This window comes from Bacillus mojavensis (genome assembly GCF_012648005.1).
Lineage (GTDB): Bacteria > Bacillota > Bacilli > Bacillales > Bacillaceae > Bacillus > Bacillus mojavensis.
The window spans coordinates 1,257,468-1,272,783 of the sequence record NZ_CP051464.1; the positions used below are offsets into that span (position 1 = coordinate 1,257,468).

Consider the following 15,316-nt stretch of genomic DNA (forward strand, 5'->3'; position numbering starts at 1 on the left):
AAAAACCCGGCAGTATCGCTGCCGGGCTGTTTATTTGGGCAAGAGCTGTCTCGTTTGCTGCAAAAGAGGATACAAAAACCTTGAACGGTGGGCTGTTTTGCCGCGCCTGTTTGCGGGACAAGACAAATATAAATGCTGTTTGGCCCGTGTCATTGCAACATACAGAAGACGTCTTTCTTCCTCAAGCGGAGCTTCGTCTCCCTTTCTCGCTGTTTCTAATGAGAAATCATGCGGAATAGAGCCGTCTACCGTGCCCAATACATAGACGGTTTTGAATTCAAGGCCCTTTGATCGGTGAATGGTCATCAGCTGTACACCGTTTTCATCTGTTTTGTTTTTCTCAGCAGCCCGCATGTGATCCACATGGGCGAGAAAGTCAGGGATGGTTTTGAATTTTTTGGCGACAACCTTGACGTCACGCAAGTCATCAGAGCCTTTTTCCAGCTTATTTCCTTCGTTGCCCCGTTTTTTTAAGTATTCGGAGAAGCCCATTTTTCCTTCAGCAAAGGTAATGGCTTCCACCGGCTTCATGGTGCGGATGCTTGCGAAAAAGGGTACGATTTTTTTGATTTTATCCAGCTGGAACGGCTTCAGATCCGGCAGTTTGGCCAGCGCCTTAATCATGGAGCAGTCCTCGGTAATCGAGAGCGCCTTCAGCGTGTTTAAAGCAGACTGCTTTAGAAATAAGGCAGGCAGCAAGTGTTTAATCGCTTCAGTATCATCCTCGTTTTGACTCGCGTACAAGTATGCGAGTATCTGGCGGACGATTCTTCTGCTGTAAAAGGACTGGACGCCGCGATCAGCGGTATACGGAATTGATGATTGATGAAGCCTTTCATAAATGGCGCGGCCGGCGCTGTTTGTCCGGTAGAGAACCGCAAAGTCTTCAGGTTTTGCGCCGTTTTGAATTTTTTCTTTCATATCGGAAACCACCATTGTCGCTTCTTCTTCTTCGTCATAAGGATAAAACAGCACAGGGACCTGCGCGTCGTCACGAGCAGCTTCCAGCATCTTGGCATACCTGTTTTTGTTCTTTTTCACGACAATATCAGCACTGGAAACGATCGGATGTGTTGAACGGTAGTTCGCTGTTAAGTAGATTGTTTTGGCACCAGGATAATCCTTTTGAAACTCCAGAATAAAAGAAGGGCTGCTGCCGCGAAACGCATAGATCGATTGATCGTCGTCCCCAACACAGCACAGGTTTTGTTCCGGACTCGCCAGCATTTGCATGATTTTATATTGGACCGGATTAATGTCCTGAAATTCATCAATTAAAATATACGTAAACCTAGATTGATATTGCTCCAGAAGATCAGGCCGCTCTATGAACAGTTCATAGCAGGCAGACGCCATATCATCAAAATCAAATTGGCGGTGTTCTTTTTTCTGGCGCTCATAATATTCGTACAGGCGGTAGACTTGTTTTTCCCAGTCATCCTTTAAAGGAATACGTTCATTCGGCAAATAAGAGTTTTTCCAGAAACCGATTTGCTGCAAGGCCTGATCGACGGGGAACTCTTTCTCATCTACGCCTTCCTCATAGAGTGCTTTTTTCATATATTGTTCCTTTTGCCATTCCATTTTCAACAGGTGCTCGCCATTCCACTTGGCAGAATCATAGTGATACAGGATTTTATAAGACAAGCTGTGGAAGGTTCCGGTGACAAGTCTTCTGACTTTTGACGGCTGTAATCCGTACTGCTTCGCCATGCGATCTTTCATTTCCGCGACGGCCTTTGTTGTAAAGGTGACAAGCAGCATATGTTCCGGCGGTATGTCTAGGTGTTCGATCATGTGGGCAGCGCGCGCAGTCAGCACACGTGTTTTTCCGCTTCCTGCACCGGCAAGCACCAATAATGGGCCTTCCGTTTCCGTGACAGCTTTCAGCTGATCTGTGTTTAAGCCGACAGTCGGAAAAAGGCTCGTATCAGGTTCTATTGTTTTTTGAACAAATGGTGTTCCGGGTTTAATGCTTCTCGGCCGCTGCCATTCCGTGACAGCCGGAGACGAGTCAGCAGCAATCGCTTTCCCCTTGGGTAATCGAAAAACACCGGATTCCTGATAGTTTTCCTTCTTTTCTTCTTTAGCGGGTTTCGTTTCGCAGGCCTCCTCACATGCCGGAAAATGGCCTGGCTGGCGGTGGATAAACTCCGGCGGATCGGTGATATTAAGCCTTAACAAAACGGGTTTTCCGCAATGAGAACAAAATAAATGGCCTTTTATTCCTTCTTCAAAAAGGAATTGATAATGTTCTCTCGAATATGTATGTAAATGTATGGTTCGATCATTCAGTCGGGCGCATTTCAAAAAGGGGTCCTCCCAATCAAAAAAAGGTGTTCATTACAGACAAAGACTATCATATCAAAAGAAACGTGTTTCAAAAAGTAAGTTTAAGGGAAAAGAGACAGCAGAAGGGTGGGTACCGAATGATATATGCAGGTCAGATTCAGAACCAGCAATACGCTCAATATGCCAATCGCACAATAGGCCATAAACAGGATTATGCCGGAACAGAGAAGGTCAGATACGTCCCGTTTCAGCGGATGTACAAGGAACTTGAAAAACAGCAGGAGATTCAGACAGCCGCTGAAAGAAAAGTAAACGAGGCGAAACGTAAGCGCTCTCTTTATAAAAGATTGCGAGAAAAAGGGATAGGTACATCTATTAATCGATACGTATAAAAAACCGTTCACATGAGAGAGCGGTTTTTTTATATGCGAAAAAATCCGGATCTCAGAAGACCCGGATGGTGTTTAATCCTTAATCATTTGCAAATGGGGAATGCCGGCATCGAGAAATTCCTCTTCAGACAGCACCCGATAGCCATGTTTTATGTAAAATGGCACTGCTTGTGTTTGCGCATTTAACATAAAACCTGAAGCACCGCCGTCTGCTGCCGCTTTTTCCAGCGCTTTCATAATGATGCCGCCGACACCGGCTGAGCGGTGGCTTTTCAAGACACAAATTCGCTCTAATTTGCCGTATCCGTTCTTTAGCCGCCATCTTCCGGCGCCGACCGGCTGATCTCCGTCATACACCACAATATGCTCTGATTCGTTTTCAAGCTCATCAATTTCTTCTTCAGCTGGTACGTTTTGTTCTTTGACAAAGACTTCTTTTCTTACATAAAATGCATCTTTCATTTGTTCTTCATTTTTTGCGATAACAGCTTCCAAATCGTTTATTCTCCTCCGCCTAACAGGAACGTTTCATATACCGTCCATGAACCGTTTTCCAATTGATACAAGAGATGAAAACGGTCAACGATTTCTTCATGAGATACTTCCTGCATTTTTAACTGCCCTAATACATCAGAATGCTCATCGTCGGAAAGGTTTTGGCCGACCGTCACATGCGGAACAAAATTGTATTCCTGATTACCGGCTAATACACCGGTGTAAAGTTTTTCATTCAGTGTTTTTAATTCTTCCGTCGGCTCTGCTTTAATGTAAATGACATTATTGACAGGCGCAAAAGAACTGTATTTGGTCATTTTGAGAACAATCGGATGAGATTCTTTAGCGATTTCTCTCAATTGTGATACCAATTCACCGGCTTCCTCTTCTGTAAATTCAAATGAAGATCTCAGCGTCAAATGAGGCGGGATCAGGGAATAGCTCGGATCATAGCGCTTTCTGTAAGAGTTCGCGAGATCTTGCAGTTTTTTTGATGGAAATAAAACGATTCCGTATTTCATAGTATGTCCCTCCTGAAAATAAAGTATGTTAGAGCATTTTTTTCAGCGCCGGCGTAATGAGCGGCTGCCAGTATGTCCACTTGTGGTCTCCGTCAAATGGCTCAAAATAATAATCGGAAAGCTTCTCCTCCAAGAGCATTTTCAGCTCCTGATTCGGTTCTGTGAAGTCCAAAATATTGCCGTCTGTCGTATGGACATCTGTTTCTTTTGTTCCGATTTGGTGGTAAAGAGAGAGGTGTTTGATGTCGTCTGACTGTCTCACGGCATCTAATACATGTTGATCAACATAGGGAGACTGCATGATGATATTCCCAAACATATTTGGATAATCAAGCGCTGTCATAAGAGAAACGGTCGCTCCGAGAGAATCACCGATCAGTGTCCGCCCGTAGCCGACTTGGTACGTCGGAAATTCATGATCCGCAAAAGGAACTAGCTCGTGGGCAATAAATCGTTTATATGCCGAAAACTTAGAACCTTCCGGATGATAGGTTTTTCTGCGTTCTTTTACATCCTTGTAAGGAACACCGATAATAATGCTTCGGTCTATTTCTCTTTTAGACAGCAATTCCTCCACTTGTCTGCCGATTCTCCCCAGCCTGAAATAATCGTGGCCGTCCTGCGCGATAATAAGATGATATTTATAAAGAGGGGAGTAGTTTGACGGCAGATAAACGAGTACTGTCATTTCCTCGTTAAGCTCTTTTGAAAAGAGCTTCTTTTCTTGAACTGTGCCGTTTTTCGGTGCCATAATACATTCCTCCAGGACATCACTAGACTTTCTTGCATTTGAAATTATTGTACCATGAATTATTAGAAATTTCTCTCTTTAAACCGTTCGGAACTCGAAGAAAAAAGTATTGAAATAAACTGCAAATTGCGCTAATATAAAACAATCAGAAAATTGAAACCGATATTTCTTATCGTGAGAGGTGGAGGGACTGGCCCTTAGAAACCTCAGCAACCGGCTTGCTTTGCATATGCAAAGCGCCAAGGTGCTAAATCCAGCAAGCGTTTTTTATGCTTGGAAGATAAGAAGAAGCGTTAAACCCCTTCTTCTTATGAAGAAGGGGTTTTTATTATGAAAAGGGAAGGTGTCAGCTATATGTCACAGCACGTTGAAACGAAATTAGCCCAAATCGGAAACCGAAGCGATGAAGTAACAGGAACAGTGAGTCCCCCTATTTATTTATCAACAGCATACCGCCACAGAGGGATCGGTGAATCAACCGGATTTGATTATGTTCGGACAAAAAACCCGACACGCCAGCTTGTTGAGGACGCGATTGCCAGTTTAGAAAATGGAGCGAGAGGGCTTGCTTTCAGTTCGGGAATGGCAGCAATTCAAACGATTATGGCGCTGTTTAAAAGCGGGGATGAACTGATCGTTTCATCGGACTTGTATGGCGGCACGTACCGTCTGTTTGAAAATGAATGGAAAAAATACGGCTTGACCTTTTATTATGATGATTTCAATGATGAGGACTGTTTACGCTCCAAAATTACACCAAATACAAAAGCAGTGTTTGTGGAAACACCGACAAATCCGCTGATGCAGGAGGCGGACATTGAAAAAATCGCTCGGATTTCAAAAGAGCACGATCTTCTGGTGATTGTTGACAACACATTTTATACACCGGTTTTGCAGCGTCCGCTTGAGCTTGGAGCCGACATTGTCATTCACAGCGCAACCAAATATTTAGGCGGGCATAACGATCTGCTTGCAGGGCTTGTCGTTGTCAAGGATGAACAGCTTGGAGAAGAAATGTTTCAGCATCAAAACGCCATCGGCGCCGTCCTGCCTCCGTTTGACTCATGGCTTTTGATGAGAGGAATGAAGACGCTCAGTCTCAGAATGCGCCAGCATCAGGCGAACGCTCAGGAGTTAGCGGCCTTTTTAGAGAAGCAAGAAGAAATCAAGGATGTGCTTTACCCGGGAAAAGGAGGCATGCTGTCCTTCCGTCTGCAAAAAGAAGAATGGGTGAATCCATTTTTAAAAGCACTGAAAACGATTTGCTTTGCGGAAAGCCTCGGCGGGGTGGAGAGCTTTATTACATATCCTGCCACACAGACACACATGGACATTCCTGAAGAGATCCGCATCGCAAACGGCGTCTGCAACCGTTTGCTGCGCTTCTCGGTCGGAATTGAGCATGCCGAAGATTTAAAAGAGGACCTAAAACAGGCGTTATGTCAGGTCAAAGAGGGAGCTGTTTCATATGAGTAATCATAATTGGACGCTGGAGACCCAGCTCGTGCACAATCCATTTAAAACAGACGGCGCAACCGGGGCGGTCAGTGTACCGATCCAGCACGCCTCGACCTTCCACCAATCTTCATTTGAAGCGTTTGGCGCATATGATTACAGCCGCTCAGGCACGCCGACAAGAACAGCACTCGAAGAAACAATTGCCGCACTGGAAGGCGGAACGAGAGGATTTGCTTTCAGTTCAGGCATGGCTGCGATCTCAACAGCATTTTTACTTCTCTCACAGGGCGATCACGTTCTTGTGACAGAAGATGTATACGGCGGAACCTTCCGCATGGTGACAGAGGTTTTGACCCGTTTTGGCATTGAGCACACGTTTGTTGATATGACAGATATCAACGAAGTGGCGCGGAGTATCCAGCCAAACACAAAGGTCATTTACATGGAGACACCGTCAAATCCGACACTTGGGATTACTGATATTAAAGCGGTTGTCCAGCTTGCAAAAGAAAACGGCTGTCTGACCTTTCTGGATAATACATTCATGACACCGGCACTGCAGCGTCCGCTTGATCTCGGCGTGGATATTGTGCTTCATAGTGCAACAAAATTCCTGAGCGGACACAGCGATGTGCTGTCAGGCCTCGCTGCTGTCAAGGATGAAGAGCTTGGGAAGCAACTGTATAAGCTCCAAAACTCGTTCGGCGCCGTCCTTGGTGTGCAAGATTGCTGGCTCGTGCTGCGCGGCTTAAAAACATTACAGGTCCGTTTAGAAAAAGCGAGCCAAACAGCGCAGCGGCTTGCGGCATTTTTCCAGAAGCATCCGGCGGTGAAACGCGTGTATTACCCGGGGCTGTCTGATCATCCGGGCGCTGAAACTCATAAAGGCCAGTCGTCGGGAGCGGGTGCTGTGCTTTCCTTTGAGCTAGAAAGCAAGGAAGCTGTTCAGAAATTAGTAGAGAACGTGTCGCTGCCGGTCTTTGCTGTGAGCCTTGGCGCCGTGGAATCAATTTTGTCCTATCCGGCAACGATGTCTCATGCGGCAATGCCTAAGGAAGAACGCGAAAAACGAGGCATTACTGACGGCTTGCTCCGTCTCAGTGTGGGAGTTGAACATGCAGATGATTTAGAGCGCGATTTTGAACAAGCGCTGAAAGAAATCGCGCCAGTGGCGGTCCGTTAAAAAAGAAGCCGGCGATAGCCCGGCTTCTTTTTATTTTTCATCATCAGGATTGAGAATCGCCAGTACTTGATGATCCTCCCATTTTCCGTTGATTCTCACGTTTTTTCGGGCAATGCCCTCTTTATGAAATCCCGCTTTTTCTAATACGCGCATGGACCCCAGATTGCGAGGCATGACACCGGCTTCAATGCGATGAAGTTTTAACTCGTGGAACGCATAATCAACAACCAATCTGACCGCCTCAGTCATCAGGCCCTTTCCGTTATGTGCTTTGTCTAAAAAGTATCCAATAAACGCGCATTGCAGCGCTCCGCGGATCATTTGAAAAAGGGAAACCGTCCCGATTAATGTATGGTCTGTGTTTGTGAAGATGCCGAAGTGATACTCTTGGTCATTCTCCAACCTTTGCTGATATTGTTCGATCCTTTTTCTCTGTCCTTCAATCGTATAGTAATCGTCTGCGCGAATCATGGAGAACTGTTCAAAAAATTCCCGGTTTTCGCTTTGCAGCCGAAGATTCTCTTCAGCATCTTCTGTTTCTAAAGGTCTTATATAAATAGTATGTCCTTTTAACATACAGCAATCTCTCCGTTCTCTCGTCAGCAATTTCTTTTACATAATATTCTAAGAAGAGTTTGGGAATCCTTTACAAAAAGGAAGAAAACCAATTTCCCATAAAGGTGCCAACATAATTGCCGATCAAGTAGCCGAGTGTGCCGACCAGCATAATTGGCGCAACAAGCTCCCGCCACCCTTTGGCAATCGCCATCGCAGCAGCTGTCGTAGGGCCGCCGACAGTGGCGTTTACGGCAAGCAGAATTTCCTCAAGGCGCACGCGGAACAATTTACCGACAGCTAAGGAAACCGCTAAATTGCTGATGGCAATGATAAAGACAAATAAGAGAATAAGAGGCGCATTTGTAATGATTAATCGGAGATCTGCAGGAATGCCAATTACCACAAAAAACAAATAAATCAAGTAGGTGCCAAGCTCCTGGGATCCATTGAGCCCTTCAAAAAAACGAGGGAACAGAAAGATGATGAGAACAGATAGAGACGTCAACACAAGGTACTGATCGCCAAGCGTCCCGGTCAAAAGAGGATGAGAAAACGTAATTTTGAAATAGCCGGAAATCTTAACACTTACCGCAACAAGGGCAAAAGCAGCTCCGGTATTAAAGGCAATATCCTTTAATGAAATGTCCCTCCGCTTCCAATAGCTTTCCGCGCTGTTATCACTGTTTCCTTCTGCTTTTGCCTTATCTTCAAACGGCATTGCATAATGCCGGCGAAACCATTTGAGTGCGGGAATGCTGATTAAAATAAAAAACAACAGCGCCATCATAAAGTTATCTGCCACAACCGTTGCCGACACATATTCGCCCGGTGTCTCAAATTTTGCAGCCATCGCCGCAAAATTAATCCCGCCGCCGATATAAGAGGCACTGATCATTCCGCCGATCTTGTCTAGATAGGGAATATGCTGTTTTAATAGAAAAAAAGCGGCGATGCTGCCAAACACAGTCCCTAAGGAACTTATAAGAAAAATAAACAGCAAACGCCTGCTTTCCTTAAATATCTGCCGCACATTGATCTGAAACAGCAACAGAGGAATCGCAAGCGGCACCACATAAGACCACACAGTATCATATACAGGCGATTCAACAGGAAGCACTCCGATATTTGTAAACACCATAGCACCTAAAAGCGCGATGATAGCGCCAGACACAGCGGACGCCCACTTAAACCGCTGCTCCAGCCCGATGCTCACCGCTGCCCACACCGCAATAAACCCCCACAGCACCCAAACATCATCAGAAGAAATCAAAGAATGCAAAACTCATCACCTCAATTATTAGAAAATTAAGACATATTATAAAGGCCTGAGGAAAGAACAGCAAGTCCGGACAAAAAAAGTTTTTCTGAAAAAGCAGTTGACGAATAGAAGGGAAGGTAATATAATAGAACTTGTCAGAAAGACAACAACATACCCAGCAACACATACATATCATGATTCCGTAGCTCAGCTGGGAGAGCGCTACCTTGACAGGGTAGAGGTCGCTGGTTCGAGCCCAGTCGGAATCATAGCTTAAACCCTTGCGTAGCAAGGGTTTTTTATTTTGCTTTAATAAAGCCGGTTTATCAAATTCGCGAGTTGTTGGCAAACTTGATTTTTTGGCGAAGTAAAAAAGGTCCTGAATTTTCAAGGGGCCTAAGATTAAAAATTTTAATCATCGCTCTTATACCTTTGTGTGTCTCTCCAAACAAGTATAAGGTTTTTAAATGTTTCTGTTTTCATGGAACTTTTGTCGTTTTCACTTTCTGTATAAAGGTGTTCTACGACTGTTTGATCTTTTTTTATATATGCAATGGTGGTGTTTAATTGAATCTCATATTCTTCAGAAGAGCTATCCAATACTTCTTGAATAATTTTCAAGTATTCATCAGCTTCATCCACCGTAACAATGTCTTCAATGAAATCAGAAAAGTATCCTAGTTCTGTAGGAAGAACTACTCTTAAGTATCCTAAAGGGTCTCTTTTAAATGCAAATGAATAATCCATGATAATCATTCCTTTATTTTTTTATATAAAGGATATTTAGTTGCTACTGAGCCATATTTAATCCAAATACTTTTAATATACCGAACCAAATTATTACCTTGATTTATTTGAAGAGAGCCATTCTCATCAAAAAGTAGGAGAATGGCTTTGCGTTTTTATTTTTTCTTGGTTTACTATATCCGTTCATTACGCCTCATAGAGCTTATCTACTAACTCGGAAAACGAATTACTTATTTGAATCAAAGCTCCATCAGGTCTTCATATGCAATTTCATGATTCTAAAAAACCAAAGACGGATCAACGATTCGAAATAGATAACATATCAAATACATCATGTGAACTGGTATGCTCTGCGAAATCCCATTCAACCGTATGAAATCTCCATTTCGATGATATAAAGCCCTTCTCTACGTAAGAAGGGTTTTATTTTTATTTAACCTTTAAATATTTCTGGCATTTTTTCTCGCCATATTATTAACAATTCTCTAAATTGATCGGTTTCAATTGAGTTTTCATAGGGTTCTTCTATCCTAAAAGAGTTTTCAACAATTGTCACATCTTTTTTGATGAGAACACTTGTAGCATTTAACTCAATCTCAAAATCTTCATATATCCCTTCTAAAACCTTTTCAATGTAATCTATATACTCGTTGGCTTGTTCTTCTGTAGCGATGTTTTCAATAAAATCAGAGAAAATACTGATTTCTTCTGGCAATACCATTCCTAAATCACCAAATGGATCTTTTTCAAATTTATATGTATATTTCATATGCTATTTCACCTTCAAGATTATTTTTTGTATAGCGGATAGGCAGTTGCGATTGTTCCATCTTTATTTAGATACATTTCTATTTTAATACCCGAAGCAGAGATGCCCCTGAATTTATTTGAGCCGATTTGCTTTTTAGTTTGATAAGCTTCATCAATAGCTTTTAATACATCTGCACGGTTCCACTCTTTAGGGAAGAAACTAGAATCAGCTATTTTTTTAACACCATCAACCTCAATCTTTGCCATATAAACTCCATTTTTATCTGGTTTCTTTTCAGTACCTTGAATAATCTTTCCGCCCATCATACTTTCATGGTGATAACCAACTGCTTTTCCGCGTTTATTTATTTCTCCATGGTAAATGTGCTTCATTGTACCTGTAGTATACTTACCATTTCCCGAATTGAAATTAGAAGTCTCTGATTTCCTGAGAACACTCTCTTTTTGATCTTCAACAATCCTTTTTAATAGAGGCGTATTTTTTGCGTTATACGTATTATCGATGTCTTGGGCAATCCCGACAAGTGCAAGATCATTCTTATTTCTAACAATAGAATGAATATAGGCTGTTCCCTTTTTAATCCCATTATTCACATGAGCAGCGGCTGTTCCACCTTCAGCCACTTTACCTACTTTAGAAAGCTTGGTAGTGGTTTGTACTGCGGCACCCGCACCTTTTGGTCCAACAATATTGCCGATTGCATAACTGATATAATGTGCTCTTGTGTATGCATCACCATTTATCATTTTATCATTCCATGAATCGGAGATGTTTGTCCAGATTATTTTTGGATAAGAGGGAACGCTTAAGACTGTTGTAATTGTTTTTGTAAGTTTTAATTCCATAGGAAGCTGTGAATATTCCCAGGCTCCTACAACCAAGTCTTTGATGCCATATATCGTATCGTCAATCGTATCGTTAACCCCATCATTAACACCATCGATGATATCAAATGCTGTCTTACCAGCATTGATGACACTTTCACCGACGGCCTCCAGCTGTTTTGCTTGTTCAAGCTGAACCACATACTGGAGCTGCTCAGGGGTGAGATTCTCATATCCGACCTTCTTAGCGATTTCTAAGTATTCATCCGGATCCGTGACTCTGTCAGCTAGCTTCTTTTTCAATTCTTTGATTTCTCGTTCTTTCGCTTCATCTTTCTTGATCTTCAGATAGGCTTCAGTCTGTTTCTCGATATCACCATTTTTCTTATGTATGTCACTTTCACGGTACGCCTTGGCATTGTAATGGATGGGTGTAGCATTCTTGCCTTTGCCAGTTGATTCCTCAAGCTTTTGGAAGTCCTTCTTGATGAATTGCTCGTTTGGCTCTGACTGAGCATATTCAGAAACAAGTGCTTCGTCCACGCTGCCTAGTTTATCGACTGTTTTTTTACGTTTGTTCTCTGCATCAGCAAGTTCGTCTTTGAAGACTTCTGTCGAGAACAAATCAAGCGGAAGAATATCGTCGATATCATGTAAGATATCTTTCAGCGCTTTTTTCTGTTCAGACATAATGGATTTTGATTTTGTGTAGGCGTTAGCCAGCTCATGTTCTAAGAAGGATTCTTCTATATATGCATCAGATAAGCTGGCGTCCTCTAAAGCGCCTGAAATGCTTGTCAAGAAAGCAATTTTCATATCAATTAGATCAATCCAATTGTCAGCCACACCCGTATGATCTTGATAAAATGCTTTGATGTTATCGGCACCTTTGCCGGAAAACTCACTTTCATCTAAATCAGCTACAGCTTTGAAGGCTTTCTTTAGATTGACCATCTGACTTCTTAATTCTTTGTATTCTTTTGCACGTTTATCTGCTTCAGAAAGCAACGTCTTGGCTTCAAATACTTTCATGTTCATATCCTTTCATTTAAAAAGCTCCAACTAGATTTTACCATGGGAGAATGAAGAACAAGACAGCGATGTGATTCAAAAGTGCGAAATGAATCATTTGATCTGTGTCAATTTACCTATCTTGATTATTTGTTTGGAAACTGATGACGCAGTCAGACGGTTCCTGCTGATAAATGGATTAAAAGCTTACGGCATTTATGGTCCAGCTACAAAAGCAAAACTTGAAGCAAAATAAACCCCTTCTGTTGTAGAAGGGGTTTAAAATTCATTTATCAATTTTCTTGTGGAGCAATCTTTGCCACTGGAGCACCACAGAGTAGGAAGAATGCAAACACTGCTGGTGGGGAAACTGCTAAACCTATAGTTCCTAGAAATCCTACAACAGTCAACCAATCTCCTTTTTCAATGGCTTTTTGAACTTGATTCAAAGCCCCTTTACTTAAGTTAAGTGCATCTTCTAAACATCCTTGAACACTACTTATTTTTACATTTGTATAATTATATTCCTTATTCATATAATTAGCGAAAGCGATCATTCCATCTTTTTGACCTGTAGTATAAGCAGACTTTTCAAGCTCATCCTCTTTGACTGTATACCCCGTCTTTTTGTCAAAAACTAAAATTTTAGTAAAGATGTACTCAACTTCAGCTACAGATTTTTCAATTTGTTCTTCAGTTAAGCCATCTAAGCCGTCCTCCGGATTCATTTGTGTTGCTGAAGCTACTGGTGCTATTGTGGCAATAGCAAGAAAGAAAATCGACGCCAGAAAAAACAATCTTTTTAACATGTGTGAGCTCCCCCTTTTTGAAATAATTAAGCAATTTAATAGTAACATACATTTTTTCAATAAAAAGGGAGTTCGATTTAGAATTAATAAAATAGACATAATTAGTAAAATATGAACAGAAGATTGTTACCATAAATGCAAAGCAAGAAACGAAAGTGCCCATGCAAATATGCCGAACATTACAAAGAACCTAAGAAAAGTTTCATATTTTGTTAGTTTTCGTTCTTTTTTAGTTTTACCTAATCTCCAATAAAGGGCGTAGCCGGAGAACAATAAAATTATTTGTCCCAGTTGCGACACGGACTCTAAAAATTCTATACCATTCATTGATTTCACCTCTTATTTAATTATCGCAGACGGAAAAACCGTTTCCAACAGTTATATAAAAATTAAGCAATCCGTAATATGTCTAATGGTATAGAATGATGTTTCCCTTATCCAGTTATTATTTTAACGGAGAAGGATTTTTTAATTAAACCTATATACAATTGTTTATAGATAGGGATCTGTTGTGTCGGATAAATGGGAAGTTGATTATTGGATTGAAGATAAAGCCAAGTCAATGATAAAGAGCTTTTACCCCACTATTGTATCTAAGGACACAGATATACCCCTTTCAGTGGTTTTCGGGAGACTATTAGATTTATCGAAGGATAACAAGTTGAACTTAAAATGGTAAATAAGGTGCCCTGAATGCTATTATACGTTAGCGACGCTTGATGATTTCCCTGATTTAGTTAATGGAAAGACTGTTTATTGTAATGAACTTTGTCATGAAGAGCATGAAATAACAGCAGATTGCATTTTTCCGGTTTTTGAATTTTATCCGGAATACAAAACATCGAAAAAAAAGCAGTGGCACTAAAACCAGGAAAAGAAACAGAAATAGAGGACAAAGTCCTAGTCCTGTGTCTATCATAGATGATGAATTGTTTGATCAAGAAATAGTGAATATTCTTAAGCAAATGTCACCAAATTTTGATAAGGCTTTAGACAAAGGGTTATTGCCAAACATTACGATGTATTTTTGGGGAAATCATATGAATGATCATAGAAGTATCGGCGATGTTAGTGTTAACGGAGACAACGTTAATGTAATGGGAGATCATAATCAATTCAATAAAGCAACTATTTCAGAAAAACAAGAGATTGATAAAGCATATGAAGAACTCTTATCTGAAATCAAGAAATTCAGGATGAGAATAAACGAGATACTACAGAGTTTATGGCACAACAATTAAAGAAGCAATCGATAAAAAGGATTCAGAAAAAGGAAAGAAGATAATACCATTAATACAAGGAGCTATCGGGACAATTGGATCGCTAACAACCATTGGCTTTCCTGTTTTCCTTTTCAAATCGTCCAGAGTTGGATTCTTTCCATACAAGTACATGTTCACTATGATCTGATATACTTTCCATTCAAAATCAGTCATTGGATCATCTCCCAACTTCATATGTCCTAACGGATAAAAGGGAATCAAATTCAATAAACCATGTATCAACTTTTAAGTCCTTCCCACGTAATTCCTTCCGTGGGTGGTCCACGTAATGAACTGCGCCGATAACCTCGCGTATGTATCCGTCGTGATAAAGATCGAACGACAAATCTGTGCCTAACATTTCATAAAATATGGCACTCTATATTTTTAAACCTTAAGAATATATAAGAATTTATAGAATTTATAAGTTCAATTTTCTTTTCAATTTATCAATTTAATGAAGGGAAAATAGAAAAGAGAGAAATGAGAAAGTATTTTGGGATAGTGTCGCTTATCATCCTTTTATTCACATTGTGTTTTCTACCTCATATTCATTGGGTGCTTGGAATTCTAGGAATTGTCGTGGGGAGTATTCTAGCAATCAAATCACCTAAAGGAACTGCTAAGTATATTTCTTTTGTTATCCTAGCACTTTGTTTACTTTTACTATTATTATTGATTGTGATGGGCGTTTTGATGGCAGATCTAGTGGGAAATTAACTTTAATTTATAATGCTATTTGGGGACAGATGGAGACGAATGGGGACCAACTTGTTCATTTTTAGTCAAAATAGAAGATTTTTTATCAGAAACACTTGTCAGCAAACCTTATAAAATAAGTTTTTAAAATAAAACATCAGTTCGTGTCAGAACATAATCGCTACTTTAACAGGGGAGAGGTCGCTGATTCGAGCCTAGTCGGAATCATAGCTTAACCCCTTGCGCAGCAAGGGGTTTTCACAATCGTTTAATAAAGTCTGATT

Annotated in this window: 16 protein-coding genes, 1 tRNA gene, 1 pseudogene and 1 riboswitch; of the genes and pseudogenes, 6 read left to right on the plus strand and 12 right to left on the minus strand. The window is 41.2% G+C overall.

From position 1 onward, the window contains the following. Positions 1-30 precede the first annotated feature (30 nt). Entirely contained in the window at positions 31-2,310 is a 2,280-nt protein-coding gene (locus HC660_RS06490) for an ATP-dependent helicase (RefSeq protein WP_168747442.1), read from the minus strand. 119 nt (positions 2,311-2,429) lie between these two features. On the opposite strand from HC660_RS06490, the gene HC660_RS06495 reads away from it, so the two are divergent. After that, positions 2,430-2,684, plus strand: a complete 255-nt coding sequence (locus HC660_RS06495) for a hypothetical protein (RefSeq protein ID WP_010333786.1) — start codon at positions 2,430-2,432, stop codon at positions 2,682-2,684. 72 nt (positions 2,685-2,756) lie between these two features. Here HC660_RS06495 and HC660_RS06500 read toward each other — a convergent pair whose 3' ends face one another. From HC660_RS06500 to HC660_RS06510, 3 genes are read right to left on the minus strand one after another with little or no spacing between them, the layout of a single operon-like run. After that, complete coding sequence (locus HC660_RS06500) at positions 2,757-3,179, minus strand: GNAT family N-acetyltransferase (protein ID WP_168747443.1); 423 nt, start codon at positions 3,177-3,179, stop codon at positions 2,757-2,759. Between the two features lie 5 nt (positions 3,180-3,184). Further along, positions 3,185-3,700, minus strand: coding sequence for a YjcG family protein (locus HC660_RS06505; protein WP_010333788.1), 516 nt, complete (start codon positions 3,698-3,700; stop codon positions 3,185-3,187). Between the two features lie 28 nt (positions 3,701-3,728). Continuing rightward, positions 3,729-4,451, minus strand: coding sequence for an esterase family protein (locus tag HC660_RS06510; RefSeq protein WP_168747444.1), 723 nt, complete (start codon positions 4,449-4,451; stop codon positions 3,729-3,731). Positions 4,452-4,617: 166 nt separating this feature from the next. Next, positions 4,618-4,738, plus strand: a riboswitch (SAM riboswitch). A 67-nt stretch (positions 4,739-4,805) separates the two neighbouring features. On the opposite strand from HC660_RS06510, the gene metI reads away from it, so the two are divergent. Continuing rightward, entirely contained in the window at positions 4,806-5,927 is a 1,122-nt protein-coding gene (metI, locus tag HC660_RS06515) for a cystathionine gamma-synthase/O-acetylhomoserine thiolyase (protein WP_168749417.1), read from the plus strand. Next, complete coding sequence (gene metC, locus HC660_RS06520; RefSeq protein WP_168747445.1) at positions 5,920-7,092, plus strand: cystathionine beta-lyase; 1,173 nt, start codon at positions 5,920-5,922, stop codon at positions 7,090-7,092. The genes metI and metC overlap by 8 nt, the downstream gene beginning before the upstream one ends. 30 nt (positions 7,093-7,122) lie before the next feature. Here metC and HC660_RS06525 read toward each other — a convergent pair whose 3' ends face one another. Together HC660_RS06525 and HC660_RS06530 are read right to left on the minus strand one after the other, a co-directional pair. After that, positions 7,123-7,668 carry a GNAT family N-acetyltransferase gene (locus HC660_RS06525; protein WP_010333792.1) on the minus strand — a complete coding sequence of 182 codons (546 nt, stop codon included), beginning with the start codon at positions 7,666-7,668 and terminating at the stop codon, positions 7,123-7,125. Positions 7,669-7,738: 70 nt separating this feature from the next. Continuing rightward, a complete protein-coding gene (locus HC660_RS06530) occupies positions 7,739-8,929 on the minus strand; it encodes a DUF819 family protein (RefSeq protein WP_168747446.1) in 1,191 nt (396 codons plus the stop codon). Between the two features lie 175 nt (positions 8,930-9,104). On the opposite strand from HC660_RS06530, the gene HC660_RS06535 reads away from it, so the two are divergent. After that, positions 9,105-9,177, plus strand: a tRNA-Val gene (locus tag HC660_RS06535). Between the two features lie 142 nt (positions 9,178-9,319). Here HC660_RS06535 and HC660_RS06540 read toward each other — a convergent pair. The 3 genes from HC660_RS06540 to HC660_RS06550 all read right to left on the minus strand — a co-directional run bounded on the left by HC660_RS06540 (position 9,320) and on the right by HC660_RS06550 (position 12,283). Continuing rightward, a complete protein-coding gene (locus tag HC660_RS06540) occupies positions 9,320-9,655 on the minus strand; it encodes a tRNA-Val4 (protein ID WP_425321650.1) in 336 nt (111 codons plus the stop codon). A gap of 433 nt (positions 9,656-10,088) precedes the next feature. Next, positions 10,089-10,424 carry a tRNA-Val4 gene (locus HC660_RS06545; protein ID WP_168747448.1) on the minus strand — a complete coding sequence of 112 codons (336 nt, stop codon included), beginning with the start codon at positions 10,422-10,424 and terminating at the stop codon, positions 10,089-10,091. 20 nt (positions 10,425-10,444) lie between these two features. After that, positions 10,445-12,283: a T7SS effector LXG polymorphic toxin gene (locus HC660_RS06550; protein WP_168747449.1), complete on the minus strand. Its 1,839-nt coding sequence runs from the start codon at positions 12,281-12,283 to the stop codon at positions 10,445-10,447. A gap of 136 nt (positions 12,284-12,419) precedes the next feature. Here HC660_RS06550 and HC660_RS21010 point away from each other — a divergent pair. After that, positions 12,420-12,518, plus strand: a pseudogene (locus HC660_RS21010) (peptidoglycan-binding domain-containing protein); the annotation flags it as partial. 37 nt (positions 12,519-12,555) lie between these two features. On the opposite strand, the gene HC660_RS06555 reads toward HC660_RS21010, so the two are convergent. Both HC660_RS06555 and HC660_RS21015 read right to left on the minus strand, forming a co-directional pair. Continuing rightward, positions 12,556-13,071 carry a hypothetical protein gene (locus HC660_RS06555; protein ID WP_168747450.1) on the minus strand — a complete coding sequence of 172 codons (516 nt, stop codon included), beginning with the start codon at positions 13,069-13,071 and terminating at the stop codon, positions 12,556-12,558. A gap of 126 nt (positions 13,072-13,197) precedes the next feature. Beyond that, positions 13,198-13,398 carry a hypothetical protein gene (locus HC660_RS21015; RefSeq protein ID WP_015715692.1) on the minus strand — a complete coding sequence of 67 codons (201 nt, stop codon included), beginning with the start codon at positions 13,396-13,398 and terminating at the stop codon, positions 13,198-13,200. Positions 13,399-13,979: 581 nt separating this feature from the next. Between HC660_RS21015 and HC660_RS06565 the strand changes: the two genes are divergently transcribed. Beyond that, complete coding sequence (locus tag HC660_RS06565) at positions 13,980-14,312, plus strand: hypothetical protein (RefSeq protein WP_168747451.1); 333 nt, start codon at positions 13,980-13,982, stop codon at positions 14,310-14,312. On the opposite strand, the gene HC660_RS06570 is transcribed toward HC660_RS06565, so the two are convergent. Further along, complete coding sequence (locus HC660_RS06570) at positions 14,295-14,507, minus strand: hypothetical protein (protein ID WP_168746726.1); 213 nt, start codon at positions 14,505-14,507, stop codon at positions 14,295-14,297. The two genes, HC660_RS06565 and HC660_RS06570, sit on opposite strands and share 18 nt — an antisense overlap. Positions 14,508-15,316: the final 809 nt, after the last annotated feature.

Bases quoted from the DNA above. Each gene is read 5' to 3' on its own strand.
- HC660_RS06510 (WP_168747444.1), bottom strand. From the start codon at position 4,451: ATGGCACCGAAAAACGGCACAGTTCAAGAAAAGAAGCTCTTTTCAAAA.
- metC (WP_168747445.1), top strand. From the start codon at position 5,920: ATGAGTAATCATAATTGGACGCTGGAGACCCAGCTCGTGCACAATCCA.
- HC660_RS06495 (WP_010333786.1), top strand. From the start codon at position 2,430: ATGATATATGCAGGTCAGATTCAGAACCAGCAATACGCTCAATATGCC.
- HC660_RS06525 (WP_010333792.1), bottom strand. From the start codon at position 7,668: ATGTTAAAAGGACATACTATTTATATAAGACCTTTAGAAACAGAAGAT.
- HC660_RS06570 (WP_168746726.1), bottom strand. From the start codon at position 14,507: ATGACTGATTTTGAATGGAAAGTATATCAGATCATAGTGAACATGTAC.
- HC660_RS21015 (WP_015715692.1), bottom strand. From the start codon at position 13,398: ATGAATGGTATAGAATTTTTAGAGTCCGTGTCGCAACTGGGACAAATA.
- HC660_RS06555 (WP_168747450.1), bottom strand. From the start codon at position 13,071: ATGTTAAAAAGATTGTTTTTTCTGGCGTCGATTTTCTTTCTTGCTATT.
- HC660_RS06540 (WP_425321650.1), bottom strand. From the start codon at position 9,655: ATGGATTATTCATTTGCATTTAAAAGAGACCCTTTAGGATACTTAAGA.
- HC660_RS06505 (WP_010333788.1), bottom strand. From the start codon at position 3,700: ATGAAATACGGAATCGTTTTATTTCCATCAAAAAAACTGCAAGATCTC.
- HC660_RS06545 (WP_168747448.1), bottom strand. From the start codon at position 10,424: ATGAAATATACATATAAATTTGAAAAAGATCCATTTGGTGATTTAGGA.
- HC660_RS06550 (WP_168747449.1), bottom strand. From the start codon at position 12,283: ATGAAAGTATTTGAAGCCAAGACGTTGCTTTCTGAAGCAGATAAACGT.
- metI (WP_168749417.1), top strand. From the start codon at position 4,806: ATGTCACAGCACGTTGAAACGAAATTAGCCCAAATCGGAAACCGAAGC.